This is a genomic window from Corynebacterium sp. H127, assembly GCF_037482665.1.
Classification (GTDB): Bacteria; Actinomycetota; Actinomycetes; order Mycobacteriales; family Mycobacteriaceae; genus Corynebacterium.
This window is the reverse complement of record NZ_JBBHKY010000004.1, coordinates 106,530-125,567: the sequence shown is the minus strand read 5'-3', so window position 1 is coordinate 125,567 and position 19,038 is coordinate 106,530. Positions and strand designations below refer to the sequence as shown.

Annotated in this window: 20 protein-coding genes, 3 tRNA genes and 3 pseudogenes; 14 read left to right on the top strand and 12 right to left on the bottom strand. The window is 54.9% G+C overall.

Annotation, left to right across the window (positions count from 1 at the left end):
• Nucleotides 1-17 precede the first annotated feature (17 nt).
• Together WG936_RS05960 and WG936_RS05955 are read left to right on the top strand one after the other, a co-directional pair.
• Entirely contained in the window at nt 18-455 is a 438-nt protein-coding gene (locus WG936_RS05960) for a hypothetical protein (protein ID WP_339572385.1), read from the top strand.
• A gap of 92 nt (nt 456-547) precedes the next feature.
• A tRNA-Arg gene (locus tag WG936_RS05955) sits at nt 548-618 on the top strand.
• Between the two features lie 28 nt (nt 619-646).
• On the opposite strand, the gene WG936_RS05950 is transcribed toward WG936_RS05955, so the two are convergent.
• From WG936_RS05950 to WG936_RS05940, 3 genes are read right to left on the bottom strand one after another with little or no spacing between them, the layout of a single operon-like run.
• Nucleotides 647-1,396 (bottom strand): DUF6882 domain-containing protein, encoded by a 750-nt coding sequence (locus WG936_RS05950; RefSeq protein WP_339572384.1) that lies wholly within the window; start codon nt 1,394-1,396, stop codon nt 647-649.
• Nucleotides 1,397-1,442: 46 nt separating this feature from the next.
• On the bottom strand, nt 1,443-1,955 hold the full coding sequence (locus WG936_RS05945; RefSeq protein ID WP_339572383.1) for a CAP domain-containing protein: 513 nt from the start codon (nt 1,953-1,955) through the stop codon (nt 1,443-1,445).
• A 44-nt stretch (nt 1,956-1,999) separates the two neighbouring features.
• On the bottom strand, nt 2,000-2,137 hold the full coding sequence (locus WG936_RS05940) for a hypothetical protein (RefSeq protein WP_339564944.1): 138 nt from the start codon (nt 2,135-2,137) through the stop codon (nt 2,000-2,002).
• Here WG936_RS05940 and cmrA point away from each other — a divergent pair.
• From cmrA to WG936_RS05920, 4 genes are all read left to right on the top strand, one after another.
• Complete coding sequence (gene cmrA, locus WG936_RS05935) at nt 2,136-2,936, top strand: mycolate reductase (RefSeq protein WP_339572382.1); 801 nt, start codon at nt 2,136-2,138, stop codon at nt 2,934-2,936. The genes WG936_RS05940 and cmrA overlap by 2 nt on opposite strands.
• A 6-nt stretch (nt 2,937-2,942) precedes the next feature.
• Complete coding sequence (gene orn, locus WG936_RS05930; protein WP_339572381.1) at nt 2,943-3,578, top strand: oligoribonuclease; 636 nt, start codon at nt 2,943-2,945, stop codon at nt 3,576-3,578.
• A 49-nt stretch (nt 3,579-3,627) separates the two neighbouring features.
• A tRNA-His gene (locus WG936_RS05925) sits at nt 3,628-3,703 on the top strand.
• Nucleotides 3,704-3,976: 273 nt separating this feature from the next.
• Nucleotides 3,977-4,693, top strand: a complete 717-nt coding sequence (locus tag WG936_RS05920; RefSeq protein WP_339564947.1) for a DUF305 domain-containing protein — start codon at nt 3,977-3,979, stop codon at nt 4,691-4,693.
• On the opposite strand, the gene WG936_RS05915 is transcribed toward WG936_RS05920, so the two are convergent.
• Entirely contained in the window at nt 4,690-5,859 is a 1,170-nt protein-coding gene (locus tag WG936_RS05915) for a L,D-transpeptidase (RefSeq protein ID WP_339572380.1), read from the bottom strand. The two genes, WG936_RS05920 and WG936_RS05915, sit on opposite strands and share 4 nt — an antisense overlap.
• Nucleotides 5,860-6,085: 226 nt before the next feature.
• Here WG936_RS05915 and WG936_RS05910 point away from each other — a divergent pair.
• From WG936_RS05910 to WG936_RS05895, 4 genes and pseudogenes are all read left to right on the top strand, one after another.
• Nucleotides 6,086-6,158 (top strand) — tRNA-Lys (locus WG936_RS05910).
• A 41-nt stretch (nt 6,159-6,199) separates the two neighbouring features.
• Nucleotides 6,200-6,506, top strand: a pseudogene (locus tag WG936_RS05905) (hypothetical protein).
• A gap of 86 nt (nt 6,507-6,592) precedes the next feature.
• Nucleotides 6,593-7,204 carry an isochorismatase family protein gene (locus WG936_RS05900; protein ID WP_339572379.1) on the top strand — a complete coding sequence of 204 codons (612 nt, stop codon included), beginning with the start codon at nt 6,593-6,595 and terminating at the stop codon, nt 7,202-7,204.
• A 63-nt stretch (nt 7,205-7,267) separates the two neighbouring features.
• Complete coding sequence (locus tag WG936_RS05895; RefSeq protein WP_339564950.1) at nt 7,268-7,837, top strand: isochorismatase family protein; 570 nt, start codon at nt 7,268-7,270, stop codon at nt 7,835-7,837.
• Between the two features lie 93 nt (nt 7,838-7,930).
• Here WG936_RS05895 and WG936_RS05890 read toward each other — a convergent pair whose 3' ends face one another.
• Complete coding sequence (locus WG936_RS05890; RefSeq protein WP_339564951.1) at nt 7,931-8,209, bottom strand: DUF3618 domain-containing protein; 279 nt, start codon at nt 8,207-8,209, stop codon at nt 7,931-7,933.
• Nucleotides 8,210-8,333: 124 nt separating this feature from the next.
• Here WG936_RS05890 and bcp point away from each other — a divergent pair, with 124 nt between their 5' ends.
• Nucleotides 8,334-8,813 carry a thioredoxin-dependent thiol peroxidase gene (gene bcp / locus WG936_RS05885; protein WP_339572378.1) on the top strand — a complete coding sequence of 160 codons (480 nt, stop codon included), beginning with the start codon at nt 8,334-8,336 and terminating at the stop codon, nt 8,811-8,813.
• Nucleotides 8,814-8,818: 5 nt separating this feature from the next.
• Nucleotides 8,819-9,445 carry a TetR/AcrR family transcriptional regulator gene (locus tag WG936_RS05880; protein WP_339564953.1) on the top strand — a complete coding sequence of 209 codons (627 nt, stop codon included), beginning with the start codon at nt 8,819-8,821 and terminating at the stop codon, nt 9,443-9,445.
• Nucleotide 9,446: 1 nt separating this feature from the next.
• Here the strand turns inward: WG936_RS05880 and acpS are convergent, their stop codons facing one another.
• Nucleotides 9,447-9,815 carry a holo-ACP synthase AcpS gene (gene acpS, locus WG936_RS05875; protein WP_339564954.1) on the bottom strand — a complete coding sequence of 123 codons (369 nt, stop codon included), beginning with the start codon at nt 9,813-9,815 and terminating at the stop codon, nt 9,447-9,449.
• A 109-nt stretch (nt 9,816-9,924) separates the two neighbouring features.
• On the opposite strand from acpS, the gene WG936_RS05870 reads away from it, so the two are divergent.
• Entirely contained in the window at nt 9,925-10,338 is a 414-nt protein-coding gene (locus tag WG936_RS05870; RefSeq protein WP_339572377.1) for a hypothetical protein, read from the top strand.
• Complete coding sequence (locus WG936_RS05865; protein ID WP_339564956.1) at nt 10,335-10,628, top strand: winged helix-turn-helix domain-containing protein; 294 nt, start codon at nt 10,335-10,337, stop codon at nt 10,626-10,628. Before WG936_RS05870 ends, WG936_RS05865 begins: the two co-directional genes overlap by 4 nt.
• An 82-nt stretch (nt 10,629-10,710) precedes the next feature.
• Here WG936_RS05865 and pflA read toward each other — a convergent pair whose 3' ends face one another.
• From pflA to WG936_RS05835, 6 genes and pseudogenes are all read right to left on the bottom strand, one after another.
• The gene (gene pflA / locus WG936_RS05860; protein WP_339572376.1) at nt 10,711-11,580 is read right to left on the bottom strand and encodes a pyruvate formate-lyase-activating protein; all 870 of its coding nucleotides are present in this window, start codon (nt 11,578-11,580) and stop codon (nt 10,711-10,713) included.
• Between the two features lie 6 nt (nt 11,581-11,586).
• A pseudogene (gene grcA2, locus WG936_RS05855) lies at nt 11,587-12,165 on the bottom strand (autonomous glycyl radical cofactor GrcA2).
• Nucleotides 12,139-13,959, bottom strand: a pseudogene (locus tag WG936_RS05850) (pyruvate formate lyase family protein); the annotation flags it as partial. The pseudogenes WG936_RS05850 and grcA2, both read right to left, overlap by 27 nt.
• A gap of 274 nt (nt 13,960-14,233) precedes the next feature.
• Nucleotides 14,234-15,088 (bottom strand): helix-turn-helix transcriptional regulator, encoded by an 855-nt coding sequence (locus tag WG936_RS05845; protein ID WP_339564960.1) that lies wholly within the window; start codon nt 15,086-15,088, stop codon nt 14,234-14,236.
• A 102-nt stretch (nt 15,089-15,190) separates the two neighbouring features.
• The gene (locus tag WG936_RS05840; protein WP_339564961.1) at nt 15,191-16,576 is read right to left on the bottom strand and encodes an L-serine ammonia-lyase; all 1,386 of its coding nucleotides are present in this window, start codon (nt 16,574-16,576) and stop codon (nt 15,191-15,193) included.
• 35 nt (nt 16,577-16,611) lie between these two features.
• Nucleotides 16,612-17,931, bottom strand: a complete 1,320-nt coding sequence (locus tag WG936_RS05835; protein WP_339564962.1) for an HAAAP family serine/threonine permease — start codon at nt 17,929-17,931, stop codon at nt 16,612-16,614.
• Nucleotides 17,932-19,038: the final 1,107 nt, after the last annotated feature.

Sequence of the window (19,038 nt, the reverse complement as noted above, 5' to 3'; positions counted from 1 at the left end):
TGATTTCGCTAGGAGCCTTGATCTGGCAGGTCGTCGCTTGGAAAAATTCCGGTCCACGAGTCGAAGTCAGCGGAGTTCAAGGGTTTTCATACGGCCCGTTGGGGACGTTTCGCTTGTTTAGCATCGACGTGAAGAACTCTGGCAGATTGGCGACTGTAGTGAACTACTTAAGGCTGCGCGCTGGAGAAAAAGACATTGTTTTCTTCCAAGAACGACTACTTGAAGGCAGATGGCCAGTTGAATTGCCGCCAGGAGGTGTAACATCTTTCAAACTTCGTATGAGTGAACTAGCCGAAATCTGTTTGAAAGATGGATGCGATATTATGCTACTCAGACCGCTGGTTGAAACCGGCCATGGTTCGTTCACAGGTGACTTTAGTAAGGCCTTTTACACAGATCTCCAGCGAGAAATCGAATCCCTTCGAGATTTAAGAAACAGTTCGGAATCTGAGTAGAGCGTGCCCATTTCGTGCCCACAATTGCCGGAAAATCGGCGTTACCACCTGCAATTTTAGGTGAGTGGGCACGCACCTCTTAACCTGCAGATTCCCCCGTGACCTGCAGGTTTAGTTACGGCTTCTACCCGTAAGGTCGCAGGTTCGAATCCTGCAGGGGGGACTTTTCATTTTCCCAGTTCAGGAGTCTTTTAGCCCGTAACCCTGGTATAGCTGACAAACCCGTGTTGGTCCCGCTCTACGGTGACTACCAATTCCCCACCCTCTCGGCGTTTGAAAGTGGCAACGGTGCGACGTTCGGGAATGAAGCGTTCAATGACGCAGTCTTCGATCGGGAAATGTTGTACCAGTCCAGCAAGGGACCATTCTTCATCGTCTACTTCGGCAACTAGTCGCGCCAGTTTCGGAAGCACATCGTTCAGTTCCGGCACCGGCACGGTGAGTGGGCCGTTGGCGTCGCGAAAGTTCTCTAAGGCCAGCACCAGTCGGGATCCGGCTTTATTGAATGGCGCGGAGTAGAAGGTCGCCCCTAACCCGAAGATTTCATAACCTGCGGCAATCACGTCGTGGCAGACGCGGACGATGGTGGAGACTTGCTCGGCTCCGACGTCATAGGGCACTTGTTCCGTGGTGAAGCTGCTCAGGCCATGTTCTTCGCCGAAGGAACGGAACCCGTGAGCTGCGGTGGGGTTGAAACCTGGATCGTCTCCGAGTGGCTGCCAACGCCACAACAGGGTGGCGGGTTCTACGGCTACAGATGCCACGGGGAAGGTATCGCACTGGATGACACCGCGATCGGATTCGAATCTCAAAGTGCCAGCGTCGTATGCCCAGGTGTAGTTTTCGCCCAAGTGCGCTACCAGGAAGTCACCGAAGGCTTCTTGCTTTGCCTGCGCCGTGAGGGTTGATCGCTGTCCAACACGCCTAATCTCCGGAATCATGACCGTGAGACTAGCATCACAGCGTCATGATTGCAGGAGTGAATTACTACAGGAACCGCGCGACGATAACCCACTTGCCCAACGCATGGTCATACTCAGCAGCAATGCCCACGCGAGAAAGGTCGCCGTTGAGCATGATGTCACGGTGCGATGGGGATTCAATCCACATCGGAACGGCCATGCCGAGGTTGGGAACTCGCGCGAGGATCTCGTAGTAATCGCCAACTTGGTGATCCAGCGTGTGGTTAGCCACTTGGCCTTGTGCGTGCACATAAGCGCTATCTGCGAGCCCGAAGTCAAACTGGACCGGCTGCAGGCCACGCCCAATGCGCTCGCCATTCATCTGCGCCAACAGGGTATCCACAATGCTGTTCCCGGCTGCTGGGGCCGGTGCAGCCACCCACGGCAATCCAGGGATATTCAGAGGTGGGAGCTGAATCACTGGCAGCGGAGGCAGCTGTGAACTCCCGACCACTTGTGCGCCCGCTGCCGGGGCTAGTATCGCCGAGGTACCGATGATGGTGGCGGAGACAAGCACTTTTGCGAAGCTGGAAGTCATAGGAAGTTAGGCCTTCGGATGGTGTGTTGAGCAAGAATCTTTATTTACCCTAGCGCCTTGGCTATCAGATCTTCTACACCAGCAAGGAAATTAGGTGGCGGCAGGCGGCTATTGACGTCGATAAGCACCCGGCAGGCAACACCGTAAGATGAAGACCAACCGTCAACCATAAGGAGAACCATGGCACTTCCCCTCCCCAGCCCAGATGCCCGTGCGGTAGTCACCGGCGCAAGCCAAGGAATCGGCATGGCGATGGCACGCGACCTCGCCACCATGGGCCACAACCTGATCCTGGTCGCACGCCGTGAGGACGTGCTGCAGGAATTTGCCGACGAGCTCCAGCGCACCTACGGTATCACCGCCGAGGTGTACGCGTGCGACCTCGCTGAGCACGACGCCCGCCGCGCTTTTATCGACGCCATCGACAACCGGCACATCTCAATTCTGATCAACTCCGCCGGCATCGCCTCCTTCGGCCCGTTCATGAAGCAGGACTGGAACTACGAGCTCACCCAGTTCCACCTCAACGCCACCGCATGCTTCGAACTCACCCGCGCAGTGCTGCCTGGCATGCTCGAGCGAAACGAAGGCGCAATCTGCAACGTTGGCTCACTGGCCGGAGACATGGTGATCCCCAACAACGCCACGTATATCTTCACCAAGTCTGGGCTGAACAAGTTCACGGAGGCGCTGCACTATGAGCTGCGCGGCTCCGGAGTGACCTGCACCTTGTTGGCACCAGGGCCAGTCCGGGAGGCAGTAGTACCGGAAGATCAGAAATCGATTGTTGATCGAGTTGTTCCCGACGCTGCCTGGACCACCTACGAATCCTGCTCCCGCGAAACACTCGAAGCCATGGCTGCCGGCAAACGACGCGTGGTGCCGGGACCGCTCGCCAAGCTCATGGAAGTGGTCACTAATATCGCCCCAACGCGGGTTATCGCGCCGATCATCGGCGGAATCTACAAGAAGATGGGCTAAACCAAAGTGCACGAAGAAGTACCTTTCAAGAACGACCGCCTGGTGTGGGTGGACCTGGAGATGACGGGACTGGATCCACAGCGCCACGTGATCGTGGAGATTGCTGCCCTAGTCACCGACGCCAACTTGAACATTCTGGGTTCCGGCGTTGACCTTGTTGTCCACGCCACCGAAGCCGAACTAGCCGAAATGGATGACTACGTTCGGGGCATGCATACCGACAACGGCCTGCTGCCAGAAATCCAGGCTTCGAGTTTGAGCCTTGCCGATGCTGAAGATGCAGTACTCGCGCTTATTGCGGAACATTGCGATCCGGCGCATCCCGCCCCACTGGCCGGCAATTCAATCGCCACTGACCGCACCTTCATCCGCGCATACATGCCGCGTCTTGACGAAGCCCTGCATTACCGCATGGTGGATGTTTCCTCCGTCAAGGAGCTTGCTCGCCGCTGGTATCCACGGGTCTACTTCGCGCAACCTGACAAAGGGATGGCGCACCGCGCACTGGCGGACATCGTGGAATCGATTCGGGAATTGGACTACTACCGTCGCAGCATCTTCACCGCGAGCCCTGGCCCTAGCTCGGAGGAAGCTACCTCCTGCGCCGAAGAATCAGTAGCTGCCTACCAGCGGTTTTTGTAAATTGTTAGCAGTGCGTTAATATGAATTCCGCTGCTTAATTGCAGCGATGGTGGCTGTAGTTCAGCTGGTAGAGCACCAGGTTGTGATCCTGGGTGTCGCGGGTTCGAGTCCCGTCAGCCACCCCAAAGAAATGCCCCCTGATCTGCAGAAATGCGGTTCAGGGGGTTAGTTTTTTGCGTTGATTCCGGCGTGGGTCGATCGTAGTTGGTACGCACAACTGAGCGTTATTCCAAGACTCTCACCGAAGCGCCACCGAATCCCGCACCTTTAGTTTAAGAAAAGCCGGGCAACACACTGACTGTTTCCTGCTATCTAATTGGAGCCGTCGTCCGCAGTAGATGCCTTCGGTAAGTTCGACCGTAGACGTATACCGACGGAAGGGATCAGGGTTACTTCAGATGAACAAAAGATCAACTGCACTCCTAGTGTCGGCATTGAGCCTCGCCTCCGCCGGCACCCTTAGTGGCTGTGGCGGATCACCGGAAAGCACTGGATCCACAGGCGCTAAGCCAATCACTTCCCTTGCCCCTGGCGAAAGCCTTCCGAGCACTTCTTCAGCTTCTCCGGAGACCTCCGTCGCCGAAACGAGTTCAGATACCCCGTCAACTCAAAGCGACGAGCCTCGTAGCGCAACCCCGGTTGATGGCATCCCCCGCGAAACGGACTACAACAACGCGGACGTGGAGTACGTCGCTGAGTCAAGCATCCGAGCAGAGCGTATGGCACAGGCCGCGGAAATCTACCTGGCGCGCGGCGGAACTTCCGAGAAAGGGAAGGCCATTGCGCAACGAGTTAAGGCTCAGCAGTCGAACCTAATTCAGCCGCAAAACGAGCTTTTGACAACGTGGGGCATTGATAATCCACAAACGGTCTTCCCTGCACATCCGGCAGGAATTCCGACCGCCGAGCAGGTGGAGAGCCTCAATTCTTTGGAGGGTAAAGCTGCAGACGATGCTTTCCTCGGGCTTGTTTCAGCGAATCTAGACGGCGCTGTTGAATCAGCCCGTAGCCATGTCTCGGCAGGATTCCACCCCGAGGTGAAGGAAGCTGCCCAGCTAGTCATAAACGAGTACGAAAAGGAAAAGGCCTCCATTACGGAGGCCCAGCAGGTTTAAGCGTTACCGGCTTTCCATTCTCCCCATGGGATGTTCCAGTCTCCAAGGCCGTCATAGCCCGACAGGGTGCCGCCTAGGGTGTTCTGCACAACGACGACGTCGCCACGCTTGAAGTTCTGCTGGAACCAAGCAGCATTTTCGGTGGAGACGTTTACGCAGCCATGCGAGGTATTCTGACTCCCCTGCGCCCAAACCGACCATGGGGCGGCGTGCACGAAAATGCCCGAATAGCTCATCTGTGTGGCGTATTGCACTGTGGTCTTGTAGCCGCCAGCGTCAAGAGCCAAGCCATAGGTGGTGGAATCCATGACCATCGATTGGTGCGAATCTCCGATGATGTAAGTGCCATTCGGTGTCGGCCATTGGCTCGATCCAAGTGAAACCGGGATTGATTTGACTACGTTTGCGCCATCATAAATGGTCATAGTCTTGGTGTTGTCATCAACAACAGCCTTGTAACCAGCGGCGATGTTGAAACTAGTGGCGTTATCTTCACTGCCATAAACACCGCCACCGAGGTCCACACCGTAGATTTTGACATCAACCTTCACCTTTGTGCCCTCAGGCCAGAACTCGGCGGGACGCCAACGCACCTCATAGTCATTGAGCCAATAGAACGCGCCCTCGACCTTGGGCTCAGTGGTGATAGTAATCGCCTCTTGCGCGGCGCGACGGTCCACAATGGGCGTCGAGAAGCGCATGCCGATGGTCTGACCGACACCAACATTGGAGTCCTCCAGCGGGGACAACGACACAAACGCCGTTCCCGCCGGGTTCATAGTGGAGAACGTCGAAGTGGTTTCCGTCCCGTTAGATCCCGTGGCGGTTACCGTATAAGTCCGGTAGTAGCCGAGAACTTCAGTGGTTTCCCAGGTTTTCTTATCTGCGGAGAGTTTACCTTCTACCACCTTGCCGGATTCATTAGTCATCGTGACTTCTTCCAGCTCATCTTCTAGCGCTTTCACCAAGATGGGCTCCGCAGGGCTCACGTTCTCAGCGCCATCCGCGACAGACACCGCAGGTGCCAGCTTCTCGACGGCCGCAGTACCATCTCCCTGCGCCGTTTCACCAGCACTTGACGAATCCGCACCACGATCAATTGTGCAGCCAGCAAGCGACACCACTAAACCAAGGGCCACTACAAGAGCAGCGATGGACTTTCCCATTTATCCTCCGCGCCTCAGCACAATACTTTTCCAGTCATTGAATCTATACCGTCGACAAAGGAAAACCTTACCCAAAACACCCTTTTAACTACATCAACCCGTGCTAGGGTAACCACAAACACCAAAACACGTTCTGACCTGCCGATTTTACTTGCACCGTTAGAAGCTGTTATATTTTTCTTCGTTGCCAACGAGGCCAGAACATTAGTTCCAGCCCGATCAACATGCGCCATTAGCTCAATTGGCAGAGCAACTGACTCTTAATCAGTGGGTTCGGGGTTCAAGTCCCTGATGGCGCACAATAAAGCCCCAGCTAGACAGTGGTTTTCACTGAAACTAGCTGGGGCATTTTTGTTTTACCCCCCCCTACCCCCGATTTCGTTCCAACGCATTGGGTGACGATCTACACCCACAAACAAACATCGACAAGATGGCTGCGACTCATCGGTTGTAGCGCGCTCAAGCGCTCCTATCGCGACGAGATCCGTGCCGTCGCCCCGGACGTGAAGTTTGTTCACGTACACGGCAGTGACGAGCTATTGCAATCCCAGCTGGATACTCTTGAGCCCCTTGATCACGATGAAGCGGGGCACGTGTTTGATATCACCGCCGCTCCGCAGCAGTTGGTATCAGAGGCGAGCTCGTGAATTGGAGTCTAGGAAATCCTAGTAACTGGCTGTGGGGACGTATTGTTTTACCCCACAGCTTTCCTGTGTGAATACACTTAGGAAGTATGACCGGTCCAAACCATTCAAAAACGCCACAACAGCGCAATGTCAGCCGCGCATTAATAGTGGTTGACGTTCAAAACGATTTTTGCCCCGGCGGGACCCTTGCCACCGAAGAAGGTGGAAACGTAGCCAAGAAGATCGCAGCGCTGCTGAGCAACCAGGATGACTATGCTGTTGTCGTCGCCACGCAGGATTGGCACATTGACCCCGGGGAGCACTTCTCCGATGCCCCGGATTTTGTGAATTCTTGGCCCGTGCACTGCGTTGCGCAATCGGATGGCGCCGACTTCCATCCCGCGCTCCAAGGCTATCCCTTCGATGCTGTTTTCCGGAAAGGCGAATACGCAGCCGCCTATTCTGGTTTCGAGGGCGCCGATCACGGCACCAGTCTGAACGAATATCTGCTCGAACACGCCATCACCAATGTAGATATTGTGGGTATAGCAACCGATTATTGTGTGCGGGCGACAGCCCTTGACGCGGTAGCCAACGGCTATGTAGTGCGAATTCTCACTGACTACGTGGCGGCAGTTGCCGAAACTACCGGCGTCGCTGCCCTCAGCGATATCGCTCGCGAAGGTGCCACCGTGGTCGACGGCAGCTCACAAAACTAATTTCCTGTTTAAACGATGGCCTGTCAACCGGGAAGCCGAAGGGATTTAAATATTATTAACTCTGTGGAAAACAAGCACGCGCTTCTCATCGTTGATACTCAAAATGACTTCTGCCCCGGCGGGGCTTTGCCGGCAGAAGGAGGCAATCTAGTCGGTGAGAAGATTGCGGACCTGGTCATGTCCGATCACGGTTATGACTACGTGCTGGCCACTCGAGATTGGCATATTGACCCCGGTCCACACTTTTCCAAGAAGCCCGACTTCGTGGATACCTGGCCAGTCCACTGCAAAGCGGGCACCCTCGGGGCAGAATTTCACCCGGCTCTCGAGCTCGCATTTCAGGAACTTCCCCCAGATGCGGAATTCCTTAAAGGCCAGTACACGCCGGTGTACTCCGGGTTTGAAGGTAGCTGCAACGGTGTGTTGCTGGAGGACTACTTACGCGAAAAGGGAATAAGCCACCTTGATATCGCGGGCATAGCCACTGACTTTGTGGTGCGCGAAACCGCGATGGACGCAATCCGACGTAAATTCCGCGTCCGGATACTCACAGACCTAGTAGCCCAAATCAACGCAGATTACGGTCAGCTGGCGTTAGATGAGCTCAGCGAAGCCGGAGCCGAATTGGTTTAGCACCGAACTAGGTGGCCAAGAGTCCCCTATTCCTTAGACAGCACAACAAAAATGCCCAGCTAATACGGCTGGGCATTTTGACTGTGCTGTGAACTAAGCGCGCTCAGCGAGCATCCGCTGGATCTCCTTGAGATCGCGCTTCTTCTGGCGAGAACGCGCGACAGAGAGGGCAATCAGGCAGACAACAACAGCAGCTGCGCCACCCAGGACTGCCTGTACCTTTGGTTCTTGTACCTTATCCGCAGCGGAACGCTTTGCGTCTCCTACGAGCGCCTGCGGACGGCTGCGATCGGCGAGTTGGTCGAGCGTGCTAGCGAGCTGACGTCGGGTGCGCTCAATATCGCGCTGGATGTCATCAATGTTGCGTGCCACGAGGAATCTCCTGGTTCATTGTTGTGCGGTTTATCGTTTTGACTCTACCGTCAAAGGTAGTCGACGTGCAGATTTCGCGCATACACAGCAGGACTTTCTGCTACTGCACGCTAAAGTAGGACATATGACTGAAGCGATTCGACTCGAACCTGGCACCACTGCCCCCGAATTCAGCCTCACAAATGACGAGGGTGGCACGACCTCCCTGCAGGACTTTGCTGGCAGCCGCGTCGTCCTATTTTTCTACCCTCGCGCTAATACGCCTGGTTGTACCAAAGAAGCCTGCGATTTCCGCGACTCCTTGGCACCACTGAATGATGTCGGCATCCAAGTCGTGGGTATTTCCCCAGACAAGCCGGAAGCGCTGGCCAAGTTTCGGGCGGATCATGGGTTGAACTTCCCGCTCCTTTCCGATCCGAATCGCGAAGTCCTAAAGGCCTATGGCGCGTTCGGGGAGAAGAAGAACTACGGCAAGATCGTCGAAGGCGTCATTCGCTCCACTTTCCTTGTGGAGGCTGACGGGACCATCGGACTTGCTCTGTACAATGTGCGCGCCACCGGCCACGTCGCCCGCGTGCTCCGCGAATTGGATGTGACCCCATAGGGACCATGTCGGAGATCCTCGTACCCCGGCGCCGTCCGGCACAACAACGCAGTCGCGAGAAGTTCTGCCGCATTCTGGCTTCCGCGCGCGCAGTGCTTGTCGACGTCGGTTTTGAGTCCTTCACTTTCGATGAAGTAGCAAAGCGCGCTGAGGTACCCATCGGCACGCTCTACCAGTTCTTCGCCAATAAGTACGTACTTATCTGTGAACTTGACCGAGAAGATACCGCGGCAATTGTGGAAGAACTGAACAATTTCTCTCAGCGTGTACCCGCGCTGCAATGGCCAGAATTCCTCGACGAATTCATTGACCACCTCGCTAAACTCTGGCGTGAGGACCCGTCACGGCGGGCCGTGTGGCACGCAATCCAATCCACTCCGGCGACCCGCGCCACTGCTGCGGCCACGGAAAAGCAGATGCTGGAGATCATCGCGGAAGTCATGCAGCCGCTCGCCCCCGGGACTCCCCTACAAATGCGGCTAGGGTTGGCCGGCATTCTGATCCACACCGTGACCTCGTTGCTGAACTTCGCAGTGCGCGAATCTACAGAGGACGAGTATTCCTTCGAAGCGACCGTAGTGGAGATCAAGAGAATGCTGGTGGCGTATCTCTTCGCCGTCGCCACGGTTTAGGTCACTCGATACCCAGCACGCACACCGCCGTGGCGTAGTCACCATCGTGGCTAATGGAGATTTCTACGGTGGCGTCGACAAGCGATTGCTGCAGGCGGACCCTCCCCCACTGATCCTGCTGCACCACCACCTGACTCCAGATCGTTTCTGCAGCCACTGGCGGCCTACCGTACATCGACTGGGACCACGCCTTAACAAAGGCCTCTTTGGCGGCCCAGCAGCCCGCTAGATGCTGTTCTCGGCTCGGTTTGCCCAGCGCACGGCGCAGCTCAGTTGGATGAAACACCTCGCCAAAGTGGGAACCCGGCCGAGCGAGCTGCTCCGAGAAGCCGGGAATGTGAACGAGGTCGATGCCAACGAAGTTACGCATAGCAACCAAGCTTAAAGACTTTCCATCATTATCCTACGGAAAGTACTTGCCATTCTGGAAAGTTGTTTCTATAGTTGAGATAACACTTCGACCAGGAAAGGCTCATTCCATGACCACTCCAGACCAAGCCCGCGAACAAATTCATCTCGCCGATTCTCTCGCCCATCGCGCAAGCAGCTTTAACCCAGTGTGGATCACTTACGTCGCTATTTGCGCAGCCGGTTCCTTTTTCATCATGGGTAAGCATTGGGCACCAAATTCCCTCATTCCCATGATCCTCAGCCTTAGCTGGGTGGTGGCTTTCATTGCCATGATTGGTGTCTTCGCCATGATTCAGCCTGCAGCTCGCCGCGGCTTCAGCAAACGCTGGGGAATTATGATGGTCCTTTGGACTGTCACATGGACACTCACGACAATCTTGGAACCGACCCTCAATGTGGCGATGTCGCTGTCAACTGCGTTCCTATTGCTGGCCGTTGCGGGTCCTATCTGGGAAGCTATTGCGAATCGGACAGTCCGATGAGCTCGCACCCACGTTTGGATCTCGACCCAGCATTCGGAAACCCCTTACGCTTTTCCCTCGTAGCTGCGCTGTCTGGCGTGGATTACATGGTATTCAAAGATCTGCGCGACTACATAGCTACCACTGATTCCACGTTGTCGAAGCACGCATCTGCTTTGGAAGAATTGGGATACGTAAAGATCAAGAAGGGCTTTGTGGGAAAGAAGCCCCAAACAAAATTGTCTCTCACCAGCGCCGGCCTTAAGGCATGGAAGGCCCACCTAGTGGCGCTTAGAGAGATTGCCGGCTAGCCCACGGCCACAACTAGCAGCAAAAAGCAACAGCACCCAATGGATTTTCCATCGGATGCTGTTGCTTCCCTAACCCAAGGTTTTAGTGGACTTCAAATCCGGCCGCACGGAACTTTCCGCGAATTTCGGCCATGCTCTCTGCGGTCGGCGGAGAAGTTTCAGTCAGGCTGTAGTGCATATCAAGTTCCCGCCACTTGTCAGCTCCCATGTTGTGGAACGGCAGGACCTCAACGCGCTCAACGTTTGTTTTCCAGCGACTAACAATATCCACAACTTGTTGGACGTTTTCCGCAGAATCCGTCAAACCTGGAACTACCACGAAGCGGATCCAGACTCGCTTTCCAAGCGCGCTGAGTCGATCACCAAAATCAACGGTCGGCTGCAGCTGACGCCCAGTCACCTGCTGGTAGGTTTCTTCGTTACCGGATTTCACATCAAGCAGAACAAGATCGAGATTCTCTAAATCCTGGTCAGTGAGGCGAGTTCCTAGGAAACCTGAAGTATCGATGCACGTGTGGATACCCGCATCATGCACCATCTTCAGCAAGCGTCGGGTAAACGCAATCTGGAAAAGGGGCTCGCCACCGGAGATGGTCAGCCCGCCACCGGAGGCACTGAACACTGCTTTGTAGCGCTTAATGCGCTTGTAAACAGCCTCAATTGGCTCCAAGGTGCCGGTCTTCATCTCCATGGTGTCCGGGTTGTGGCAATACAGGCAGCGCAGCGGACAACCAGACATGAACAACGTCATGCGGGTGCCGGGACCATCCACGGAGGTCACTAGCTCCCAGGAGTGGATTAGCGCCACGTCACCGGTTCTGCGGGCTGCGAGCAACTCTTGCCGGTTTTCAGTTTCGAGGAGCTCACCTCCGCTGATTCCGGCAGCGACGCCGCGGACCTTCTCCCCGACTGAGGGTTCGAGGAGAACTACGCCTGTAATGCCATCGGCCATAGAGCTTTAGGATCCTTCGTGGAAGGTACGGGAAATGACGTCAAGCTGCTGTTCCTTGGTCAGCTTCACAAAGTTCACTGCGTAGCCAGAAACACGAACGGTCAAGCTTGGGTACTTCTCTGGGTGCTCGACAGCATCTTCAAGGGTTGCGCGATCAAGCACGTTGATGTTGGCGTGGTACAGACCAGCCTCCATGTTGTGCTCCGCACGGTTCTTCTTCATGTTCTCGAGGCGCTCGTCGAAAGTATGTGTAGCCATTAGAGTGATCTCCTTCTTAGGAAGTGGTTAGTTGGCAGGGTCCATGATGAAGCCAGCATCCAGCACACCAACGAGGTTAGTGATGCGTTCTTCTGACGTACGTCCCAAACCGGATGGCGTGATCGTGTTGGTCAGCGAGATGCCGTCGAGAGCATCGTTGTAGTCCAACTTGCCCACGGACAGCATCGAAGCGACCATGCCGTGGTTATCAGCACCGTTTTCTGGGTTTGCACCTGGTGCGAACGGGGTGCCAGCCTTGTGGCCGGATGGGAACGCGCCGGTTGCCTTGCCGTAGACCACATTGGAGGTAATGGTCAGGACAGACATGGTTGGCAGGGCATTGCGGTACATCGGGATGGCCTTGATCTTTTCCATCACGGTGTGGACAACGGTGGCGGCAATGTCGTCGGCACGGTCGTCGTCGTTGCCGTACAGCGGGAACTCCCCCTCGGTCTTGTAGTCCACTACGAGACCAGTTTCGTCGCGAATCGGGGTGACCTTAGCGTACTTAATTGCTGCCAAGGAGTCTGCAACGATGGACAGACCTGCAATGCCGCAGCCCATGGAGCGCAGGATGTCGGAGTCATGCAGCGCCATTTCGATGGACTCGTAAGCGTACTTGTCGTGGCAGTAGTGGATGATATTCAGGGCTTCGACGTAAGTGCCGATTACCCAGTCCAGCATGTCCTCGTACTTAGCCCAGACCTCATCGAAGTCGAGTGGGCCGTCGCCGTCGATTGGAGCAAAGCCTTCTACGATCTGCTTGCCGGAGACTTCGTCACGGCCGCCGTTGATTGCGTAGAGCAGGGACTTCGCAGCATTGACGCGTGCGCCGAAGAACTGCATTTGCTTGCCGACGCGCATTGGTGAGACACAGCATGCGATGGCTGCATCGTCGCCCCACTTGTCGCGGATCTGCTTGTCTGACTCGTACTGGATCGAGGAGGTCTCGATGGAGATGTGAGCACAGAACTTCTTGTAGCCCTCAGGAAGCTCAGGATCCCAGAAGATGGTGATGTTTGGCTCTGGGGATGGGCCGAGGTTTACCAGGGTCTGCAGCAGACGGAACGAGGTCTTGGTGACCATATGACGGCCGTCGTCAGCGAAGCCTGCATCGGACCAGGTGGCCCAGTATGGGTCGCCAGAGAAGATCTGGTCGTAGTCTTCGGTACGCAGGAAGCGGACGATGCGCAGCTTGATAACGAGCTGGTCGATGATCTCCTGTGCATCAGTTTCCGTGATCAGGCCCTTGGCCAGATCGCGCTCGAAGTAGACATCGAGGAATGCGGACAGGCGACCGACGGACATTGCGGCGCCGTCCTGGGACTTGATGGAACCGAGGTAGCCAAAGTAGGTCCACTGCACAGCTTCTTTAGCGGTGGTGGCTGGGCCGGAGATGTCGAAGCCGTAGGACTGAGCCATCGCCTTCAGCTTCTTCAGAGCCTTGATCTGCTCGGAGTGCTCTTCGCGGAAGCGTGCCCAGTCCTCGTTGAATGGCATATCCGCAACACTGTCACGGCTTTCCGTCTTCTCCTGAATCAGTGCATCTACGCCATAGAGCGCGACGCGGCGGTAATCGCCGATGATACGGCCACGGCCATAGGCATCCGGCAGACCGGTGATGATGTGCGAGGAACGAGCCGCGCGAATACGTGGGGTGTAGATGTCGAAGACACCATCATTGTGGGTCTTGCGGTAGCGAGTGAAGATCTTGGCAACTTCTGGATCCGGCTCTTTGCCGGCTTCCTTGATTGCCTGCGCAACCATGCGCCAGCCACCGTTAGGCATCATGGCACGCTTGGTTGGCTCGTCGGTTTGCAAGCCGACGACAACGTCATCATCTTCAGAGATGTAACCAGCTGGGAAGGCGTCGATATCGGACGGGGTGTGCGTATCGATGTCGTACACTCGGCGCTCACGCTCTGCGGCCAAGTACGTGGAATCTAGGTGTTCCCAAACGCGCTTGGTCTTTTCGGTTGGCTCAGCAAGGAACTGAGCATCGCCATCGTATGGCGTGTAGTTGCGCTGAATGAAGTCACGGACATCGATTTCTTCAACCCAATTGCCGGGGGTGAAACCCTCCCATGCAACGTCCGAGCTTTCAACATTAAACTTACCCATAAAATAATAACCTTTCAGGTTGGGAAGCATATTTTTTTGAGATATTTGTCAATCTCAAAGTTTTAGATAGTTGATCACTTTTCAGCGACCAATTAAGTTTTCAAGTCAACGCACTCACACAGCTTTAACCGCCTCAAACGGGGCAATGTGAAGTTAGCGGATCTAATGTGTCCATTATATCCGCAGAATCGATTCAGATCCAGTTCGGGCCACTATTTTTTTCAGCGCCTGGCAGTTAACGGGATCAGCCCCAATCCCCCACCACATCGAGCCGCTATCCTCGCACTCGAACCAAGTAGCGGTACACCGTGGCTTCCGAGACGCCCAGCTTGGTTGCGGTCGCCGAAATTCCACCCTTGAGCAGGTAGAATCCTGCATCGTCCAGCTCGGCGACAATGTGCAACCGATCATCAAGACTAAGGTTATCCACATCCGCACCATGCTTCACAAGTACCGAACTGAGCATGGACTCAAACAGAGTATCTAGGTTGGAATGCAGGTTTTCCATTGTGGCATCTTGCGAGTCAGCCTCCTGCATGTTGCTCGTCATTTCTTCAACGGCCCGCTGCTTAACTTCGTCGATTGTAGGCAATCCATCAAATGCATCAGGTTGCCCAAATTGATCCGAAATTGGATCTGGAATTGGCAGGTCATCAACAAACTGCTCATAGCCCTCCGCAATTACCGGCGAGGCGCCACCAATTTGCGGTCCGATAAAACGCTGAAATTGCACGAAGTCAGTGATATCAACATTGGTGCAAATCATTCCGATAAGCTCATCGTTTTCATCTCGGATAAAATAACTGGAAGAACGACAAATGCGCCCAACTCCATTGACTGCTCGATACCCGGCCACGTAAGGCACGGAGGAACTCGCCCCTTGACGCATGAACCATAGCGCGAAGTTTGTGACCGGCCCGCCCATTTTCCGACCGCTGATGTGGCCATTAACGATGGCAATAATCGACTCGTCCGGAACCGTGAGATCGTGCAGCACAATCTCACAGTTGGGCCCGACTGCTTGCCCCAAAAACTCCACTAGCGGAACGTAGCGAGCATAAAGGTCGCGCCGATCCTTCACCGGGGGCGAGGTGAGTAGGCTCTTCATTGATCTGGGTGCAAATTTCATTGTCTTCACTCTTTTTGGCGTCGATTTCGGTATAGGTATCGGCGGGCTATACAGCCCGCCGATTACACGCTCTCAATCGTCCTTATTGGGTAGACCTTACCCCTATGAGCATGGAAGAAGTACGGGAAATACGACCTTCGCCAAACCGCCGGAGGAGGTTTCACGGTACTTGTAGCTCATGTCCTTGCCCGTTGCGTACATCGTTGTGATGACCGCATCGAGGGAAACTGCTGGAGCAGACTCGCGATTCATAGCCATAGTGGCTGAGTTGATCGCCTTTACAGCACCGATAGCGTTTCTTTCCACACAAGGAACCTGTACCTGCCCGCAGATCGGATCACAGGTGAGGCCGAGGTTGTGTTCCATGCCGATTTCCGCAGCGATGCAAACCTGCTCAGGGGTGGCACCGAGCAGTTGAGCCAGACCTGCGGCAGCCATAGAACAAGCCACGCCAACTTCGCCTTGGCAGCCAACCTCTGCACCAGAGATGGACGCATTCATCTTGTACAGTGCACCAATCTGCGTGCAGGTGAGGAAGTAATCTGCGTATTCCTTCTCACCAACTGGGGCGATGAACTCGTTGTAGTAAGCCAAAACAGCTGGCACAACGCCACAGGCACCATTAGTTGGAGCAGTCACCACGCGACCACCGGAAGCATTGGTTTCACAGACTGCAATTGCAATCATGTTTACCCAGTTGACGCTGGTCAGTGGGCCGACTTTACCGGTTTCCTGATGGGATTCCAGGCGTTCCTTCAGCGCCTTTGCACGGCGAGGGATACGCATTGGCCCAGGCAAAACACCTTCGGCCTTTTCACCGCGTTCGGTTGCTTCCTGCATGACGTTCCACACCTTGGCCATGTGTGCCTTAACAGCGGCTTCCCCATGGGCTTCGATCTCGTTCGCCATGGCGAGCTCTGGGATGCTGATGTTGTGCTTCTCACACAGACGCAGCATGGTATCGGCAGTTGGGAATGGGTATGGAACTGGTTGGTGCGTGGTACAGCGCTTGCCTACTTCGTCCGCCGGCACGATGAAACCGCCGCCGATCGAGCAGTATGCCTTGGTCAAAATGACTTCATCACCGCGGTAGGCAGTGACCGACATGGTGTTTTCGTGTGCAGGGTGGAAGTCATTGTGGAAGATGATGCCGTTTTCGCCATCAAAGTCCACTTCCTTTTGGCTGCTACCAATTTGAATCTTGCTGGTAGCACGTACGGTGTCCAAGAAGATAGGGATTTGATCGATGTCCACCGTCTCTGGTTCGAAGCCAGCAAGGCCCATGATGATGGCGTCATCTGTCGCATGTCCCTTTCCGGTGAGGGACAAGGAACCGTATACAGCCGCTTCAACCCGATCGACCACATCGATGAGCTCACTTGATTCCAACTCGTCGACGAAGGCCTTTGCTGCCTTCATTGGGCCCAGGGTGTGAGAGCTTGAGGGGCCGATGCCGATCTTGAACATTTCGAAGATGCTAATGAACATCTTGATTCACTTCCGTTTCTTTCCTGATGCTCGAACTAGAAAGCCTGGATGATGTTGTAAACGATGGTGCCGGCGGCAATGAAGCCGATGAGCCAGACGAAGTAGTTGCTGAAGTGGCCGCTGAAGCGCTTCAGGGCAGGGACCTTCATCATTGCGTACTGAGGCAGGAGGAAGAGAAGGATGGCGATCGTTGGGCCACACAGAGTCTCGATCATGCCCAGGATAGATGGGTTAGCCCAGCCGGTGAGCCATGCAGTGACGAGCATGAAAACGAGGGTGAAAGTTTCCAGTGCTTTGCCCTGAGGGCCTTTTCCTGCAGATACGCGCTTGACGATGCCTTCGAAACCTTCTGCAGCACCGAGGTAGTGGCCCAGGAAGGACTTTGCGACGGCGATGATTGCGACGATCGGGGCAACCCAACCGATCACTGGGTCATCGAAGTGGTTAGCAAGGTAGGACAGGATGGTGATGTTCTGTTCTTTTGCTTCTGCAATGTTCGCTGGGGTGAGGGACAGCGCGGTGGAAAAGACGAAGAGCATAACTACGACGACCATGAGCAGTTCAGCTGCAGCAAGGATCTTGCCGGTCTTCTTGTCGGAGTGAGCACCATAAATCTTCTTGTTCTCCTTGGCGAAGGAGGAGATGATTGGCGAGTGGTTGAAGGAGAACACCATCACTGGCACGAGCAGCAGGAGGGTTACTGCGAGTCCGTGGCCCGAGGCTGCGGCGACAGACTCAAGGTTGAAGGTGGTGAACAGCGCGCCGGTCCACTGTGGGATCAGGTACAGCGAGAGGGCAACCAGGATCGCGATGAATGGGAAGACCAGGACAGACATGACCTTGACCACGACATTCGCACCGAAGCGAACAATGACGATGAGACCACCGACGAGGATGAGGGACAGCAGCCCACGTGGTGGAACCGCCATGTGGAGCTGGTGCTGCATGAAGGAGGCCACCGTGTTAGTGATGGTCACGGAGTAGACGAGGAGGATTGGGTACACCGAGAGGAAGTACAGGATGGTCATGGCCATGCCGGCCTTTGGACCGAAGTGCTCTTCCACTGCCTCAGTGAGGTCTCCGCCCTCAGAAGAGGAGGAAAGGACGAAGCGGGTGAGGCCGCGGTGTGCCCAGAAAGTCATTGGGAATGCAACGAAGGTCATGATGAGCAGCGGGATAATGCCGCCGACGCCTGCGTTGATTGGGAGGAACAGAACGCCAGCGCCGATGGCGGTGCCGAAGAGGCTCAGCATCCATACGGTGTCGCCCTTATTCCATTTAGGGGCGGAACTGGAGGAGTTTGCGGATGGGGCGTCATCCATCTTGGAGCCATCTGGCTTGATTGCGATTGACATGAGGGGTTTTCCGATCGAGTGCGGAGTTAAGAGAAACTTTGCATTTCACTTGTCTACCCTTCGACGTTCGTGATGTGAAGCACAAATAATTTCTCAACTGACATGTTTCACACTAGTCGAGTTTGTCCAGTTTGCGAAAATCTTTTTAACATTTAGGGCCCTTTTGCGACCTTTTTCACATTGTTGAACAGGAGCACGAGGAGTCCTACACCTTAGATTTCAACGAAAAACGCACCATTTATACCGTTCTAGCTGCAATAACTTCAACACATAGTCCCATTGGTGAACATTGTTAGTTCTTTTGCACTTTTTGAGTCTGGGACATATTTTGCAATGAGAATTTTGCATTGGCTTCCCGCGCAAATTCTCGCAGCCGTACATTTCTGCAAAATTTGCTCGCAAATTTGAGCTGTGCCGACTCCTTTGGCTTCGATTCGACCGGAATGTCAGCCCCAAATCGAGAAAACTAGGCCGTGCGATCGCCGAACATCCCGTTACATCGCCGCGATGTGGTCGGCAATGAGTTAAAACGAGCACAAGTTTTCGCATCACTCCCCTTGCGCACTTCACGCCATCCATAACAGACGATAGCCTTAGGCAAAGAAACCCCATTTGGCAAAAGATGACGCACCAAAGTTTCTCGACGGTAACCGCGGCGGGGTCACCGAAAATGGCTTTTCCTTGAATTACTGTTCGCACTCTCAACAACGACTCTGGAGAGATCACGCTCCGTTACCAAGATGGACGGGGAGCAAAACAGTTGCAATCAGCGCCACCGGTTCTCCCAGAGCGCCGCAATCCAACTCAGACGGTAGATCGGAACTATTGCCAGCTGGTCGTTCGCCCATTTATTGGCAGCAGTCGGTGTGCGTCGAGTGTTAAACCTACTAGTAGCGCTAGGAGAAGCTGGAACAATCACATACATCGCGAAGTACGGCTAGTTCCGAAGGAAACAAATGACCCGGCTCATCGTCAGAATTGTCGTATTCCTAGGTGGAGCCTTGGGGCTGGTTTACAGCTCAAACAACCGCAAGAAACAACCAAACCCAAAAACAAGTAGCCGCGCTCCGGGAGATCGCCGGGTAGGCCCGTGCTTTTCGACGCCCC